The following is a 16027-nucleotide window of genomic DNA, read 5'->3' on the forward strand; positions in this document are numbered from 1 at the left end:
GCGAAACGGGCAGCCTTAGACAGCGGATGTAACCAACAGGAGGTACATCATGCTAACCGACAAAGTTGCCATCGTCACCGGCGCATCAAGCGGCATCGGCCGGGCCGCTGCCCTTCTCTTCGCCCGGGAAGGGGCTGCCGTTGTTGCCAACGCGCGAGGCGAGGCGGAATTGCAAAAACTCATTTCCGAGATCGAGGCGGCCGGCGGCCGTGCGGTTGCCGTGGCAGGCGATGTCGCGGAGGAGGAGACCCACCGGGCATTGCTCGAAGTAGCGCTTGGCCGATTCGGCGGTCTCGACATCGCCTTGAACAACGCCGGCACGGTCGGACCTTACAAGCCGCTCGGCGAGGTGATGCTGGAGGAATGGCAGCATACCCTGGCCATGAACCTCACGAGCGCCTTCCTCGGCGCCCGCTCGCAAATCCCGGCGATGCTCGAACGCGGCGGCGGATCGATCATCTTCACCTCCACCTTCGTCGGCACCAGCGTCGGCATCCCCGGCATGGGGGCCTATGGCGCATCCAAGGCCGGGATCATGGGTCTGGTGAAAGGGATTACCGCCGATTACGGAGCGCGCGGCATTCGCGCCAATGCGCTGCTGCCGGGCGGCACGGACACTCCTATGGCCGGCGACGCGGCGCAAAAGGAATGGGCGGCAGGCCTGCATGCCCTCAAGCGGATCGCCCAGCCCGAGGAAATCGCCCGGGCCGCACTTTTCCTGGCGAGCCCGATGGCGAGCTTCGTGGCAGGGTCTGCGCTTTATGCGGACGGCGGGAACGCTGCGGTCAAATGACAAAAAAAGAGGCCGCGTGAGCGGCCTCTTGGCTTTGTTTTCTTACGCAGGGCGTCCTTACGCCGGGCGGCGTGTACGGCCCTGCTGGCCGGAGCGGTTGTCGTTGCCGAACTTGACCGGACCTGCGTTGCCGCCAGCGGCGGGCCGGGCGGCTTCGACGCGCGGGCCGCGGTTGTTGCGCTGGGCAGCGGGTTCATGGGCGCCGTGTGCAGCATGCGGGTTCGGAGCCCCGTTGCCGCCCTTGCGGTGTTCCTTGCGGGGCTCGGTGCGCGCCGGACGGCCTTCGCCGTTCTTCATCCCATCCTGGGGACCGAACTGCTTTTTGGCCGGGCGGAAATCCGACGTGGTCGAGAGGTCGTTGTCGACGTCCGGGCGCGGAGTGTTCTCGCCGCGACGCTGGCCGCGGAAATCGTCGTTGCGACGATTGTCGCGCTGTGGGCGGTCACCATGGGGACGATCGCCATTGGCGCGGGCCGGACGCTGGGGACGATCACCGCCCTCGGCGCCTTCCGCTGCGAAGAACGGCTTGCGGGCCGGACGTTCGCGGCGCTCGGGACGGCCTTCGCCGTTGCCGCGTGCCTGGCCGTTGCCGTTGCCGCCACGGCCGCGATTGGCAGCGCCGCCACGGTTGTTGTTGCCGGCACCGCCGCGTGGCTGGCGGCCGCCTTCGGGGCGTTCGCCGGATGCGGTGGTGATTTCGATGTTCATCAGGCGCTCGATGTCGCGCAGCAGGCGGGCTTCATCGGGGGCGCAGAAGGCGATCGCAATGCCGTCGCGGCCGGCACGCGCGGTGCGGCCGATGCGGTGAACGTAGGCGTCCGGTACTTCCGGCAGGTCGTAGTTGAAGACGTGGGTGACGCCAGGGATGTCGATGCCGCGGGCAGCAACGTCGGTGGCGACCAGAACACGGATCTCGTTGTCACGGAAGGCCTTGAGGGCGCGTTCGCGCTGGCCCTGGCTCTTGTTGCCGTGGATCGAAGCGACCTTGAAGCCGATATGCTCGAGATGCTTGGAGAGCTTCTCGGCGCCGTGCTTGGTGCGCAGGAAAACCATGGCGCGGCCGGTCGGGTTTTCTTCGAGCGACTTCTTGAGAAGGTCCGTCTTGTCGTTCTTGCCGACCACGAAGTGGACGAACTGTTCGACCTTGTCGGCGGCCTTGCCCGGAGGCGTGACCGAAACCTGGACCGGATCCTTGAGGAAGTCGGAGGCAAGATCGGCGATCGCCTTCGGCATGGTGGCCGAGAAGAGCAGGGTCTGACGCCTGTTCGGCACCATTTTGGAAATCTTGCGCAGATCGTGGATGAAGCCGAGATCGAGCATCTGGTCGGCTTCGTCGAGAACGAGGTAGCGAACTGCGGTCAGGCCGATGGCACGGCGGGCGATCAGGTCGAGCAGGCGGCCCGGGGTCGCGACGAGAATGTCGGTGCCCTTCTCGAGCTGCAGCTGCTGCTTGTTGATCGAGGCGCCGCCGACAACGGCGTTGATCTTCATCGGGGTACCGCGCACGTAGCTCTTCAGGCTGGCCGCAATCTGGTTGACCAGTTCGCGGGTCGGAGCGAGGATGAGCGTACGGGTGGTGCGGTTGTCAGGACGCTTCGGGTCCTTGGCAAGCATTTCGATGATCGGAAGACCGAATGCAGCGGTCTTGCCGGTGCCGGTCTGGGCAAGGCCGATCATGTCGCGGCCTTCGAGAAGCTGGGGGATCGCCTGAGCCTGGATCGGGGTCGGCGTTTCGTAACCGAGCGCAAAAAGAGTGGCTACGGTCTGCTTGGACAGACCAAGCTCGTGGAAATTCGTCAAGTCGAATACCTTTTCGGGGCGCCAAAAGCGTATCGCCGGACTGGCACCATGCCGTCCGGTCTGCCTTTGGCGTCAAGAACCCCGCGTGAAGTGGGAACTTGCAAGTTGGAAATTGCTCTCCAGCGCTTAAACCCTCCGGGATCGAGGGCGATCTATCTTTGCGCCTTGTTCCTTCTTCGCGGTGTCTTTAATGACGCGGGGCCAACTCACGCGGCGGCCGGAAGGTGAAAGCTGAAGCGCATTTGGTGGTTTTCCGGGCAAAAGTCAAGCAGATGTTTCGCACTCGCGAAATGGCGTGGCTTCCCAGCGGTGTCCATAACGGCGCTCGGTGCGTCTGCAGGACAGCAAAAAGCCTGCATCCGCCGGCGGCGGAAACAGGCTCCTCAATGCGATTGCTCTGCCGATCAGCGCGAGCAGACTTCGACGCGATAGGGCTCGCCATAGCGGTTGCGGCGCCATTCGAGTTCGCAGACCGGTGGGTAATCGCGATAATAGGCGCGGCGGTAATAGACAGGCGGCGGGGGCGGGGGAGCGTAGTCGTATTCCGGCTCCACATATTCGGGCTCGGCATAAGCCGGCCGCTGCGATCCTGCGATGATTGCGCCGCCGATGATGCCGCCGGCAAGGCCTGCGGCCACGCCCGGCCAGACATTGCGATGGCGGTCGCGGGCTTCTGCCGCCGGAGCCGTCGCCGTCAGGGCGCCCGCTACGGACAGTGCGGCGAGGCCGAGTGAGATCGTCTTTTTCAGTGCCGACATGTTCTTTTCCTTTCCCTTTTTGTCCTCAAGGGGTGAAGAAATGGTCGCGCCCAAAGGCGGCGGATTGATGAAGACGATTCCTCGATAGTCTGAACGGACGTTCAGCTTCATGCCGCCTGCGGTTGATTTTTATCAAGCCTCAGCAATTGCCAATGTCGATTGTGGCCGGATCGTGGCTATAACATGGAGAAGATTTGGCGGCGGAAATTGGGCCTTCTCCGGGTTGCTTTCGGATTAGCTCGGATCACTTACGCCATGCGGTTGGATGTCTGCGGATGTCGATGCCCGTCACGATCAATCACAGGCTGTATTGGCGCCCATATATAGGCGCTTCCGGTTGACAAATGCCAGAAATGATAAGTCGTACTGTTTCAACAACACGATGTTAACACTCGCTATGGTGTTATCAGTCGATTGGGAGACAAACGAATCGAGCCGGATATCGGCCGGCACGAGGAGCGGGGAAGGTGGACACGGAAAGCGAACTCTTGAAAACGGCGTGCGAGCGGATCAACGATCTTGCCGAACCCGCGTTCATCAAGGACAGCGCCCTTAGCTACGTGGCGGTGAATGCTGCCTATGCACGCCTTTTCGGCATGCATCCGAGCGAATTCGCCGGCAATACCAGCCGTGGCCTTGCAGGCGCGCTGGACGATGCCGACCGCAAGGAAAAGGAATGCCGGGCGATCGTTTTCGGTACCGACGAGACGGCGCTCTGTTTCGACCGCTCCGGCGTCGTCTGCCATGAAATTCATATCGAGCGTTTCCTGACGGAAGACGACCATACCTATCTGTTCGGCACGTTTGCGGCGGTACCGGGCGTTGCCGCCATTTCAGAGCCGAACAACGTTGCCCCGCTTGCCGTTGCATCACGCGCCGTCGTCCCGCCCCCCGGTGCCCCGGCCAGTGGTGCTACGGCCAACGCTGCAAAGCCGATCGCGCCGTTTTCGCCTTTCAACAACGCGCTTCTCGACGATGCCCTCGACATGCTCGAAATGGGTATCGGCATCTATGACAAGCACAACGTTCTGCTCTACTGCAATTCACAGCTCATCAATCATTTTTCATCGATCTCGATCGATATCCAGCCGGGGATCACGCTCAACGATATTCTCGGATTTGCCTATGATCGCCGTCAGCGCGTGTCGCCGGCGAGCTTTGGTTCCGATGTGCCGAACAAGGACGCTTGGATAGCCGAGCGGATGAAACCGTTCGATCTTCCCTATTCCGAAAGCATCGACCAGCTTTCCGACGGACGCTGGCTGCGGAGCATCAACAAGCGTCTCGAAAACGGCCTGCTGATCGCCATCCGTCACGACGTGACCGATTTCAAGGAGCAGGAAATGCTCCTGCGCACCCATGTCTCGGAGACGGACCTGTTCCGCGCCGTCCTCGAAGACCTGCCGGTGCCCGTGTTCGTGCGCAACAGCGACCGCCAGCTCACCTATGCCAATGCCGCCTACGAGGCGATGCTCGGCAAGCCGAGAAGCCATTTCCTCGGCAAGACCGAAACGGAAATGTTCCCTGACGCGGCCGATCGCTTCCGGATTGAAAACGACCAGGTAATGACAGGCGAGGACATCGAGAAATCGGAGGATATTACCTTTCCCGACGGATCGGTTGTCCCGGTCATCACGCATCTGCGCCGGGTGACTACCAATGACGGCGCGCACAACCTCGTCGGTTCGCGCATGGACGTCTCCCGCATCAAGGAGGCGCAGAACAAGGCGGAGAAGATGGGCAAGGATCTGCAGACGATCCTGCACACCATGCCCGTCGGCGTGGCGATCCTCGACGAGCAGTTCCTGTTCGAATACGCCAACCCGGCCTTCTATTCCTTCTGGGATGCCGGTGAGCAGTTCGATCTGCCTGGGCGTTCCTATCGGGATTTCCTCAAGGTCAATTTCGACCACGGCATCTATAGCGGCTCGCCGCAAAGCTTCGAGGAGATCTACCGGGAGCGCATTGCCGCCTTGACCGACGGTCAGGAGCGGCCGCCGATCGAGGTGAAAAGCCGCAGCGGCCTGGTGATCGTCATTTCCGGCACTCAGCTTTCCGGCGGCAAGATCCTGCTGAGCTACATGGACATCACGGCTGTCCGCAAGCGCGAGCAGGAGATCCAGGAGGCCCGTGCGGCGCTCGAAACCCACGGCGCGCTGATGCGCGACGCGACGAGCGCCATGTCGCAAGGGCTGCTCATCCTGCATGACGGCGAGATCATCTTCTCCAATGATGCGCTGCCAGCCATGCTCGACATGCCGGCCGAGATGGTGGGCGCCGGAGGCCTGTGGCGCGATCTCTTCCGCTATTGCGTCGAGCGCGGCGATCTCGGCACGTCCGAGGAAGCGGCGGCGACGCTCCAGGCCTGGGAAGACAATGTCGCAGCCGGCAAGCCGGTGTTTGCCGCCTTCCGCGTCGAGGGCCGCAAGTGGATCCAGGTCGAGGCAAAGCTGACCGGCAGCGACCATTGGCTGGCCGTCTTCACAGACGTCACGGAGATGAAGAGCCGCGAGGAGGAACTGACCCGCCTCCTGCAGCGCGCCGAGGCCGCCGACCGGGCGAAGTCGGAATTCCTCGCCAATATGAGCCACGAGATCCGCACGCCGATGAACGGCGTGCTCGGCATGGCCGAACTGCTGGCCAAGTCCAATCTCGACACCCGCCAGAAGACCTTCATCGACATCATCGTCAAATCGGGCAATGCGCTTCTGACGATCATCAACGACATCCTCGACTTTTCCAAGATCGATGCCGGGCAGATGACGCTGCGCAAGGCGCCGTTCGACCCGGTCGAGGCGATCGAGGACGTGGCGACGCTTTTGTCCTCGTCCGCTGCCGAGAAGGATATCGAACTCATCGTGCGCGGCGACGTCTCGATCCGCGAGACGGTGATGGGCGACGCGGGGCGTTTCCGCCAGATCATCACCAATCTCGTCGGCAACGCGGTAAAATTCACCGAAAAGGGGCATGTCTTCATCGACCTGAGGTCGGAGGCAAAAGGCCCCGGCGAGATGATGCTGTCGATCCGCATCGAGGATACCGGGCTCGGCATTCCCGAAGAGAAACTGAAATCGGTGTTCGAGAAATTCTCGCAGGTCGACACGTCCTCGACGCGCCGCCACGAAGGCACCGGCCTGGGGTTGGCGATTACCGCCGGCCTCACCGAACTGTTCGGCGGCTATATCGACGTGACGAGCGAAGTCGGTCGCGGCTCCGTCTTCACCGTGCATCTGCCGTTCCAGGTGGTCAGCGAGCGCAACGTCCTGACGACCTTGCCGATCAACACCAGCGGCGCACGCATCCTCGTTGTCGACGACAATGCCGTCAACCGCCGCATCCTCACCGAACAGCTCACCATGTGGGGGTTCGACACGGTTGCAGCCGACGGCGGCGCCGAGGGTCTGGCGATCCTCAGCGAGGCCGCCCGTATCGGCGTCACTGTCGATGCTATCGTGCTCGACTACCACATGCCGGAGATGAACGGCCTGGATTTCGCCAAGCAGCTCCGGCGTGATCCGCGCTTCGACGGAACCGGCGTGGTTTTCCTGACCTCGATGGACATGGCCGGCGACGACAGCATGTTCGCGGCTCTCAACATCCAGGCGCATCTGATGAAGCCGGCGCGCGCCAACCTGCTGCGCAGCACGATCATCGATGTCGTCCGCTCGATCCGCACCAAGCGCAGGGCAGTCGAAGCGGAGCAAGCGGCCGGTCGCCCTCAGACGACCGTGCGGCCCCTGGCGCCGGTTGCCGCACCCAAGCTGGTTGCTTCGACGCCCGCGATTGCCGAACAGCCGGTGGTCCCGGTCTCCACCCCGCCCATGCAGGCGGCGCCGACGCTCGACGTGCTGGTCGCCGAGGACAACGAGGTCAACCAGATCGTCTTTACCCAGATCCTGCAGACCACCGGCTGGCTGTTCCAGATCGTCAAGAACGGTGCGGAAGCGGTCGAAGCGTGGAAAAAGCACGATCCGGCGGTCATCATCATGGACGTTTCGATGCCGGTCATGAACGGCCATCAGGCGACCCAGAAAATCCGCGAGCTCGAACAGGAGACCGGCACCCATACGCCGATCATCGGCGTCACGGCGCATGCGCTCGAAAGCGACCGCGAACTCTGCTTCCAGGTCGGCATGGACGATTACCTCTCCAAGCCGATCAGTCCGGAGGCATTGGAAACCAAAGTCCGCAACTGGCTTGGCGGTGCGATCGTGAGCTCGGTGTCGAACTGAGCCGGCGTTTCCGGCTCTCAACGCTCTCACCTCGGCAATGTCGGCGCACATCCCTGCTCCGAAGAACTGGCAATACTGCTGACGCGGCGGCAGAACGTAGCGGGCGGTCAGTATCGCGCTGCCCTGGCGGTTGCGTCGGCGATGCGGGAAGTTGACGGAGCGGGCACCGTGGCCGCAGTGATCCGCATCTGTACGCTGCCTGTCGTCGGGTGAAACGCGATCCAGCGCGCCAGGTCATCGCCGAGGCTGGAATCGACAAGCTTGATGCCTTCCGCCTGAAGGAAGCGCCTGGCGAACGCGGCGTTCAGCAATCCGGGATCGTAGCCGCTGCATTTGCGCGTGCGGCCGCCAAACAGCTTGGCCCGAAGGTTCCGGCGTTCCGCGCCGAGCCTGCACAGGTCATCGACAAGCGCACGCATGGCCAGATCGCCGTAGCGTTCCGGGTGCTGGGTGATCTCCAGTCCGCCGCTCGCAGGCAGGATGAAATGGTTCATCCCCCCGATGTTGGTGGTGGTGTCGTAGATGCAGGCCGAGACGCAGGATCCGAGAACGGTCATCAGCACGGTATCGGGATCGGCCGACACCGCATATTGGCCGCCAATGATATGGATATGGTGGGAGCCCGTGAAGTTCATCTGATGCTCTGATCCCGTGTATGTGAAAATTATTTTCCCGCAAAAGTATGAAAGCGGGACGCGCGCGGGAGGGACCAACAATGAGTGGCGAGAAATACGGTCTTATACGGTTTTCGTAATTTCGGCAGGGTGCGAGCGACAGGTTTTCCGTTCAGGGACCGTTAAGCTCGGCACCGGCATTGTCCGGCAATACCCGAGCCCCTTTTGCCGCTTTCAGGCGCAGCTCGGTGGAAACGGAGACGCTTGTGATGAAGAAGATGATTGTCTCGGCGCTGATTCTGGCCGCTACCTGCACCAGCGTCCTGTTGCCGGCTGGTGAAGCCTCGGCCCAGCAGTGGGACAGACACTACGACCGATACGATCGATATGATCGATACGATCGCCGTGACCCGCCGCGCAGGCATCATAACAACGATGGCGCGCTGATTGCCGGAGGTTTGGCCGCGGGCGTCATCGGCGGCCTGATCGGCGGGGCTCTCGCCAGTGACAGCGGGCCGCGTTACATCGATCCGCCACCGCCGCCGCGGCCGCGCTGCTGGTTCGAGGACCGCCGCGTCCGCAACGCCTATGACGGCGGATGGCACATGGAAAGCCTGCGCGTCTGCCAGTAGGTGGCATGCGATGTGATGGATGGCAGCCGGTCTCAGGGCCGGCTGTTTTATGTTGGGCGGTCTTGGGGCGACCTTGGGTCAGGGCGCCGGTTTGATGCCGCACAACATCTCGCGTTTGCCCGCAAATCCCGGCCGCCGTTCGACGGTAAAACCGGCGGCCTGCAGGTTTCGCCGTACGAAGCCGGCGGCCGCATAGGTGCCGAACGTGCCGCCGGGTAAGGTCTTGTCATAGATCGCCTGCATGATATCCGGCGACCACATGTCCGGATTGCGCGACGGAGCAAAGCCGTCGAGGAACCAGGCGTCGAAATCCGCGCTGGCCGCGGAGACGCTTTCGAGCGCCGGGCCGCAGACGACCGTCAGACGTGTCTGGGCGTCAGAGTCGATCACGACATTCCCGACGGGCTCGTCCGGCCAAGCTTTGACCACTGCCTGCCGTTCCGCCGCGATCTCCGGCCAGCGGGTGAGCGCCCGGTCGATTTCGTCGCGCTGCATCGGATAGAGTTCGAAAGAGGTGAAATGAAGCTTCGCGCCTGCGGGGCGAAAAAGCTTCCATTGCCGCCAGGTCTCGCAGAAATTCAGGCCGGTGCCGAAACCGAGTTCGCCGATCCGGAAAGTCCGGTGCCTTTCCCAGCGCTCCGGCAGGCCCCAGCGCCCCGGCAGGCCATTGCCGGCCAGAAACGTGTGGCCACACTCCAGCCGGCCGTCGGTGCGGCAATAAAAGTGATCGCCAAACTTTTGCGAATAGGGCATATCGCCGTCATGCCAGTCCAGCGTCTGGCTTTCGGTCACACGAATTTCAGGATCACGGTCGCTCATGGGAGATGCGGATAATCCTGCCGGCTTCGGCGGTCAATCTCATGTCCTTCCCGCATCCGCCGATCTCGTCATCCTGGGCGGCGGCATCATGGGCCTCTGGGCGGCGGTCAAGGCCGAGCGACTGGGCATCCGCACCCTGCTTGTCGATGCCGGCTCGTTGGGGCAGGCGGCAAGCGGCGGGCTCTTGGGCGCCCTGATGCCGTATATGCCCGATAAGTGGGACGACAAGAAGCAGTTCCAGTTCGACGCGCTCCTATCGTTGGAAGACGAAATCGCTGAGCTCGAAGCCGAGACGGGCATGGCCTGTGGCTACCGCCGCTCCGGCCGGCTGATTCCGCTGCCGAAGCCGCACTTACGCAAGATCGCGCTCGGGCACTCCGCCGATGCGGAAGCCTGCTGGCGGCGCGGTGACCGTCGTTTCCATTGGCATGTGCTCGACCGCCCGCCGCAAAAAGGCTGGCCGGATGCCTCCTTCGCAGCTGCCGGACTGGTGCATGACACGTTTGCCGCCCGGGTTTCGCCGCGGGGTCTCGTATCGGCTCTCGCGGCCTTCCTGCGTAGGGCCGGCAATGTCCGAATCGTCGAAGGCCTGGAGGCCGAAACGGTAGATCCAGCCGCTAATAGGATTATATTCCGCGGCGGCGAAAGCGTCGCCTTCGGACACTGCATCGTCTCGGCCGGCCACCGATCCTTTTCTCTGCTTCAAGGCGTCTCGCCGCCGCTGAAACATCCGATCGGCCAGCCGGTCAAGGGGCAGGCGGCGCTGCTCAAGGCCAATATCGATCCGTCTCTGCCGGTGATCTTCCTGAACGGCCTCTATCTGGTCGCCCATGAGGGCGGTCACGTGGCGGTCGGCAGCACCAGCGAGGATGTGTTCGAAGACCCGTCGTCGACCGACAGGCAGCTCGACGACCTCGTCTTGCGCGCCCGGTCGCTCGTGCCGGCCCTGGCGCAGGCCCCCGTCGTCGAGCGCTGGGCGGGATTGCGGCCGAAGGCGATCGGCCGCGATCCGATGGTCGGCGCGCATCCCGATCACGCCCGAGTGATCGCGCTCACAGGTGGTTTTAAGGTGAGTTTCGGTATCGCGCATAGGTTGGCGGATGCGGCGCTCAATGCCGTGAATGGCCGGGAAATGCGGCTTCCGGCGTCATTTACGCTCACCAGTCATCTTGCCGTCGCCTCGCGTTAAACGCGAGTTTTCGGTCCTCCGCGTCGTTATTCTGTCATGCAAATCACTTAACCCCCACGGCAGGGATTGTTGAGCAATGCGTAAAACACGGGGTTGCTGAAAAGGACGTTCAGAAGGTGACGCATGCGCTATGCCATTCATTTCACGCCTCCGGCGCATGATCCGCTAACGGTCGCTGCCGCCCAGTGGCTCGGCCGCAACGCCTTTTCAGGCGAAGCGACGGAGCCGCCGGCAATCCGTGGCATCGGCATTCACGACATTGCTTTCAACACCGCGCTGCCACGCCGCTACGGTTTCCACGCGACGCTGAAGGCGCCGTTCCGGTTGGCACCCGACGTCACCGAACCGATGCTGCTGCGCCATCTGATGCGGTTTGCCGGCACCCACAGCCCCTTCGAACTGCCGAAGCTCGAAGTCGTGCGGCTCGGCAATTTCTTCGGCCTGGCGCCGGTCGTTCCTTGCGATACCGTCCGGTTTCTGGCTGCTTCCGTGGTCCAGGAGTTCGACAATTTCCGTACGCCATTGTCGGAAGCCGAGCTGGAGCGCAGCGATTCGGGCGATCTATCGGCACCGCAATTCGCCAACCTGCATCGCTGGGGCCACCCTTATGTGATGGACGAATTCCGTTTCCACATGACCCTGACCGGTCCGCTGTCGCTGGTCGAGATGCCGCGTTTCGACCTGGCGCTGCGCGATTATTTCGAACCCTACCTGAAAAAGCCGGTCGAGATCGCCAATCTGGCGCTGTTCATCGAGGAGGAGCCCGGCGCGCCTTTCCTCGTGCATTCGCTGCATCCGATGGGCCGCGTGGCGGCGCGCAAGACCGCCTGACGTTCAAGTGCCGCCTGGCTTCCGGCGTCACTTTTGTTCAAGAGCGATGGTCGCCGATCTGCTATACTTTTTCCATGGAGAATATCTCGCAGGAACAGGCTACCGACCACATGCCGCTGATGCCGGCAGAGGTGACCCGTTTCTGGCGAGACGATCGCTTCGGCGGCATGGAATGCCTGCGCGCGACGTTCCTCACCCACGAATTCGCGCCGCATGCGCATGACACGTTCAGCATCGGTGCGATCGAGCAGGGCATGCAGGTCTGCACCATCAAGGGCAGCCGGGAGAGCGCCGGGCCGGGCGGGCTCTACCTGATCAATCCGGGCGAGACACATGACGGTGCGCCGCGGGGCGGCGGGTATCGCTACCGGATGATCTATCCGGATGTCGCACTGCTCCGCGAGATCCTCGAAGACGTCACCGGCAAACCCTTCCAGGGCACGCCCGCCTTCGGCATCCAGCTCCTCCACGACCAGGCGCTCGCCGACGCTTTCCACCAGGCGCACCGGACGCTGGAAGAAGGCTCCGGCGCGCTCGAAACCAGCCAGGCGATGTTCCTGGTGCTCGACGCGATGTTCCGCCGTCACGGCAGTTCGATCATCGTACCGGCCGATACGACGGAGCGCACCGCCGTGCGCCAGGCCCGCGACTACCTCACCGAGAATTTTGCTTGCGATGTCGGGCTGGAGGAACTTGCGACCGTCGCGGGTCTCAGCCGCGCTCACCTTATCCGCGCGTTCCGCAAGGAATTCCACATCACGCCGCATTCCTTCCTCACCGACATCCGCATCCGAGCGGCCCGCAAGCGCTTGAGGGAAGGCGGCCAGCCGGCCGAGATCGCGCTCGAATGCGGTTTTGCCGACCAGGCCCATTTCACCCGCCACTTCAAGGCCCGCACCGGGCTGACGCCGGGGCAATACCGGGCTCGCTGATCACTTTCGTTCAAGACGGTAGATGCTGCGCGCTTTAAGCCTCCCCCTCATCCGCCTGCCGGCACCTTCTCCCCGAGGGGAGAAGATATATGCCGCAGCGTCTCGAATCCTCCTCTACCCCTCGGGGAGAGGGTGGCTGAGCGGAGCGGAGGCCGGGTGAGGGGGCGACGTACGCCGATATAGATCAAGGTTATTGGATGAACAGCAATGCAAAACTGCAAGACTTCCTCGGCGGCATGCGGGCGATCTCGCCGCTGATCGCCGCAGTCATCCCGATCGGTCTCGTTTTTGGCGCGGTTGCTGCCACGAAAGGCCTGTCGCCGGCCGAGGCGGGGTTGATGAGCGCGCTGGTATTCGCCGGTGGGTCGCAGTTCGTAGCGATGGATATCTGGACCCATCCGGCCTCCTGGACCGGGGTCGGTTTTGCGGCGCTGTTGGTTAATATCCGCCACGTGCTGATGAGCGCCTCGCTCGGTATCAGAATGGATGGTTTCGGCCAACCGGCGCGCCATCTCTCGATGCTGTTCCTCGCCGACGAGATTTGGGCGATGGCGGAGTTCCGGGCCAAGGTGGCGCGGCTGACGCCCGCCTGGTTCGCCGGCCTCGCCATGCCCTTCTATCTCGCCTGGGTACTCTCGGGGCTGGCTGGTGCCGCCCTCGGTGCCTTTCTCGGCGACCCGGTGGTGCTCGGGCTCGACTTTGCCTTTCCAGCCGTCTTCATCGTGCTGGTCATGGGCTTCTGGAAGGGACCGGAAACCGGCGCCGTGCTGCTCGCGAGCGGCGCGGCCGCCGTCGCCACCCAACATTTCGTGCCGGGCGTCTGGTATATCGCTGCCGGTGCTATCGCCGGCCTTGCCGCCGCCCTGGTGACCGGCAAGTCCCGGGATATCGAGGTGACGCCATGACTGTTGATCTCGCCACGCTCATTGCCATCCTCGCCATGGCGGCTGCGACCGCACTTACCCGGTTGAGCGGCCTCGTGCTCATCCGCCACGTCTCGCTCGAAGGCGGCCGCCGCAAGGCGATCGAATCGATCCCGCCGGCAGTTCTGATGGCTGTCGTCGCGCCGACCGCTTTTGCGACCGGGATTGCCGAAACCTTGGCCTGCGCCGTGACTGCTTTTGCGGCACTTCGCCTGCCGATGCTCGTTTCCGTGGCACTCGGGGTCGCCTCAGTCGCGATCCTTCGGGCGCTCGGCCTCTAAGCGTCATTTCCATCTCGACATGGCCGGAAAGGGTGCGCTACCGTCCGGCCTCATTCGTCGAAGGTGATCCATGCAGGCAAAAGACTATCCGCGCGAACTCGTCGGCTACGGCCGTTCCACCCCCGATCCGAAATGGCCAGGCGGCGCTCACGTCGCCGTGCAGTTCGTGATCAATTACGAGGAGGGTGGCGAGAGCTCGATCATGGACGGCGATCCGGCCTCGGAGAACCTGCTGTCGGAAATCGTCGGTGCCGCGCCCTGGCCGGGCCAGCGCAACCTCAACATGGAATCGATCTACGAATACGGCTCGCGCGCCGGCTTCTGGCGGCTGTTTCGGATGTTTACCGAACTCAAGGTGCAGACCACCGTCTACGGCGTGACGCTCGCCATGGCCCGCAATCTGGAAGCGGTCTCCGCCATGAAGGAAGCCGGCTGGGAGATCGCCAGCCACGGCTACCGCTGGCTGGAATATAAGGATTTCCCGGAGGCAAAGGAGCGCGAGCACCTCCTCGAGGCTGTGCGGCTGCACACCGAACTCGTCGGCGAGCGGCCCTACGGCATGTACCAGGGCAAGCCCTCCGACAACACGCTGAAACTGGTCATGGAAGAGGGCGGTTTTCTCTATTCCTCCGACAGTTACGCAGACGATCTGCCTTACTGGGTCAACGGGCTCGACCAGAAGCCCTTCCTGATCATCCCCTATACGCTGGAAACCAACGACATGCGGTTTGCGACGCCGCAGGGGTTCAACACCGGCGACCAGTTCTTCACCTATCTCAAGGATGCCTTCGACGTGCTTTACCAGGAGGGCAGGGAAGGCGCGCCGAAGATGATGTCGGTCGGCCTCCACTGCCGCCTCGTCGGGCGGCCCGGCCGCGCCGCCGCGTTGAAGCGTTTCATCGAATATGTGCTCAGCCACGACAAGGTCTGGATCCCGCAGCGCATCGAGATTGCCAGGCACTGGCACGAGCATCACAAGCCGGCGGGCACGCTATGACCGCCCGCGGCGATTTCATCCAGATGTTCGGCGGCGTGTTCGAACATTCGCCCTTCATCGCCGAACGCGCCTATGACGCCGGTCTGATGCTGGTGCCGCTGACGTCCAAGAGCGTGCATGACGCGCTGAACTCGATCTTCCGCCGGGCAAGCCGCGAGGAACGCCTCGGCGTGCTGCGCGCCCATCCCGACCTTGCGGGCAAGCTGGCGATCGCCGGCGAACTGACCGAGGACAGCAAAAAAGAACAGGCCGGCGCCGGGCTGGACCGCCTGAGCGCTGCCGAACACGCCCGGTTTACCGAGCTCAATACCGCCTATACGCAAAAATTCGGCTTCCCTTTCATCATCGCGGTCAAGGGCCTCACGAAGGACGATATCCTTGCGGCCTTCGAGAAGCGCATTCACAACTCGGCCGAAGAGGAGTTCGACACCGCCACCACCCAGGTGGAAAAGATCGCGCTCCTGCGTCTGCAATCGCTGCTTCCAGGGCATTGAGGTCCCGGACGCTGCTTTCCTCGATCCTTTCCGTCGCTTATATTGGCGATATCAGGAGTGACGCCATGAGACCGTCGGAAGTGCTGGAGAAGAACCGGGATGTCATCCGGGAGATCGTTGCCCGCCGGCAGGTCTCCAATCCTCGCGTCTATGGCTCAGTGCTGCGCGGCGAAGACCGACCCGACAGCGATCTCGATATCCTGGTCGACCCGTCGCCGACCACGTCCCTATTCACGCTCGGCGGACTTCAGGGAGATCTCGAAGAAGCGTTGGGCGTTCCGGTGGATGTCAAGGTTCCGGGGGATTTTCCGCCCAAGATCCGCGAACGCATCGTCGCGGAAGCGTTGGCGATATGAGTGCAGAGCGTCTCGAAGCCTATCTTGATCGGATGGTCGTCACTGGAAACAAGGCCGTCAGATATGTCTCTGGCCTGGATCGCGAGGCCTTTCGGCTTGATGAAATCAAGCAGGATGCGGTGATCGCCAACATCATGGCGATCGGGGAATGCGCGACCAAGATCATGGAGCGTTTTCCGGATTTCGTCGTCGAGCATCCGGAGATCCCGTGGAGAGACATCCGCGACATGCGCAACCGCATCGCACATCAGTATTTTCACCTGGATATCGGCACGGTCTGGTTGACCGTCGATCGGATGATCCCGGAACTTCTCTCCCAGCTCGACTCCCTGCGCAACTGGCGTGCTCAGGGTGAATGACTGAAGCAGAATGATCG

Annotated in this window: 16 protein-coding genes; 12 read left to right on the forward strand and 4 right to left on the reverse strand. The window is 62.9% G+C overall.

The window, feature by feature from the left end; genetic code table 11:
- Positions 1-49 precede the first annotated feature (49 nt).
- A complete protein-coding gene (locus AC1DLT_RS12155) occupies positions 50-793 on the forward strand; it encodes an SDR family oxidoreductase (RefSeq protein WP_477486869.1) in 744 nt (247 codons plus the stop codon).
- Positions 794-850: 57 nt separating this feature from the next.
- On the opposite strand, the gene AC1DLT_RS12160 is transcribed toward AC1DLT_RS12155, so the two are convergent.
- Both AC1DLT_RS12160 and AC1DLT_RS12165 read right to left on the reverse strand, forming a co-directional pair.
- Entirely contained in the window at positions 851-2593 is a 1743-nt protein-coding gene (locus tag AC1DLT_RS12160) for a DEAD/DEAH box helicase (protein WP_477485095.1), read from the reverse strand.
- A 404-nt stretch (positions 2594-2997) separates the two neighbouring features.
- Positions 2998-3351, reverse strand: coding sequence for a hypothetical protein (locus AC1DLT_RS12165; protein ID WP_038593768.1), 354 nt, complete (start codon positions 3349-3351; stop codon positions 2998-3000).
- A gap of 467 nt (positions 3352-3818) precedes the next feature.
- On the opposite strand from AC1DLT_RS12165, the gene AC1DLT_RS12170 reads away from it, so the two are divergent.
- Positions 3819-7583, forward strand: coding sequence for a response regulator (locus AC1DLT_RS12170; protein ID WP_477486870.1), 3765 nt, complete (start codon positions 3819-3821; stop codon positions 7581-7583).
- A gap of 107 nt (positions 7584-7690) precedes the next feature.
- Here the strand turns inward: AC1DLT_RS12170 and AC1DLT_RS12175 are convergent, their stop codons facing one another.
- Entirely contained in the window at positions 7691-8218 is a 528-nt protein-coding gene (locus tag AC1DLT_RS12175; RefSeq protein WP_477486871.1) for a chemotaxis protein CheD, read from the reverse strand.
- 248 nt (positions 8219-8466) lie between these two features.
- On the opposite strand from AC1DLT_RS12175, the gene AC1DLT_RS12180 reads away from it, so the two are divergent.
- Entirely contained in the window at positions 8467-8829 is a 363-nt protein-coding gene (locus tag AC1DLT_RS12180; protein ID WP_038544470.1) for a hypothetical protein, read from the forward strand.
- A 78-nt stretch (positions 8830-8907) separates the two neighbouring features.
- Here the strand turns inward: AC1DLT_RS12180 and mnmC2 are convergent, their stop codons facing one another.
- Entirely contained in the window at positions 8908-9648 is a 741-nt protein-coding gene (gene mnmC2, locus AC1DLT_RS12185; RefSeq protein ID WP_477486872.1) for a tRNA (5-methylaminomethyl-2-thiouridine)(34)-methyltransferase MnmC2, read from the reverse strand.
- Here mnmC2 and AC1DLT_RS12190 point away from each other — a divergent pair.
- The 9 genes from AC1DLT_RS12190 to AC1DLT_RS12230 all read left to right on the forward strand — a co-directional run bounded on the left by AC1DLT_RS12190 (position 9647) and on the right by AC1DLT_RS12230 (position 16010).
- A complete protein-coding gene (locus tag AC1DLT_RS12190; protein WP_477486873.1) occupies positions 9647-10837 on the forward strand; it encodes an NAD(P)/FAD-dependent oxidoreductase in 1191 nt (396 codons plus the stop codon). The two genes, mnmC2 and AC1DLT_RS12190, sit on opposite strands and share 2 nt — an antisense overlap.
- Before the next feature lie 123 nt (positions 10838-10960).
- Entirely contained in the window at positions 10961-11668 is a 708-nt protein-coding gene (locus tag AC1DLT_RS12195; RefSeq protein WP_477486874.1) for a DUF1045 domain-containing protein, read from the forward strand.
- Between the two features lie 74 nt (positions 11669-11742).
- A complete protein-coding gene (locus AC1DLT_RS12200; protein WP_247037217.1) occupies positions 11743-12600 on the forward strand; it encodes an AraC family transcriptional regulator in 858 nt (285 codons plus the stop codon).
- Positions 12601-12797: 197 nt separating this feature from the next.
- Entirely contained in the window at positions 12798-13505 is a 708-nt protein-coding gene (locus AC1DLT_RS12205; protein ID WP_477486875.1) for an AzlC family ABC transporter permease, read from the forward strand.
- Positions 13502-13804 carry an AzlD family protein gene (locus AC1DLT_RS12210; protein ID WP_247037219.1) on the forward strand — a complete coding sequence of 101 codons (303 nt, stop codon included), beginning with the start codon at positions 13502-13504 and terminating at the stop codon, positions 13802-13804. The genes AC1DLT_RS12205 and AC1DLT_RS12210 overlap by 4 nt, the downstream gene beginning before the upstream one ends.
- A gap of 70 nt (positions 13805-13874) precedes the next feature.
- Positions 13875-14801, forward strand: coding sequence for an allantoinase PuuE (puuE, locus tag AC1DLT_RS12215; protein WP_477486876.1), 927 nt, complete (start codon positions 13875-13877; stop codon positions 14799-14801).
- Positions 14798-15295 carry a 2-oxo-4-hydroxy-4-carboxy-5-ureidoimidazoline decarboxylase gene (gene uraD, locus AC1DLT_RS12220; protein ID WP_477486877.1) on the forward strand — a complete coding sequence of 166 codons (498 nt, stop codon included), beginning with the start codon at positions 14798-14800 and terminating at the stop codon, positions 15293-15295. Before puuE ends, uraD begins: the two co-directional genes overlap by 4 nt.
- 65 nt (positions 15296-15360) lie before the next feature.
- Positions 15361-15651: a nucleotidyltransferase family protein gene (locus AC1DLT_RS12225; RefSeq protein ID WP_038544454.1), complete on the forward strand. Its 291-nt coding sequence runs from the start codon at positions 15361-15363 to the stop codon at positions 15649-15651.
- The gene (locus AC1DLT_RS12230; RefSeq protein WP_038544453.1) at positions 15648-16010 is read left to right on the forward strand and encodes a HepT-like ribonuclease domain-containing protein; all 363 of its coding nucleotides are present in this window, start codon (positions 15648-15650) and stop codon (positions 16008-16010) included. Before AC1DLT_RS12225 ends, AC1DLT_RS12230 begins: the two co-directional genes overlap by 4 nt.
- The last annotated feature ends 17 nt before the right edge of the window (positions 16011-16027 follow it).

Source organism: Neorhizobium sp. 05N33, assembly GCF_056397445.1.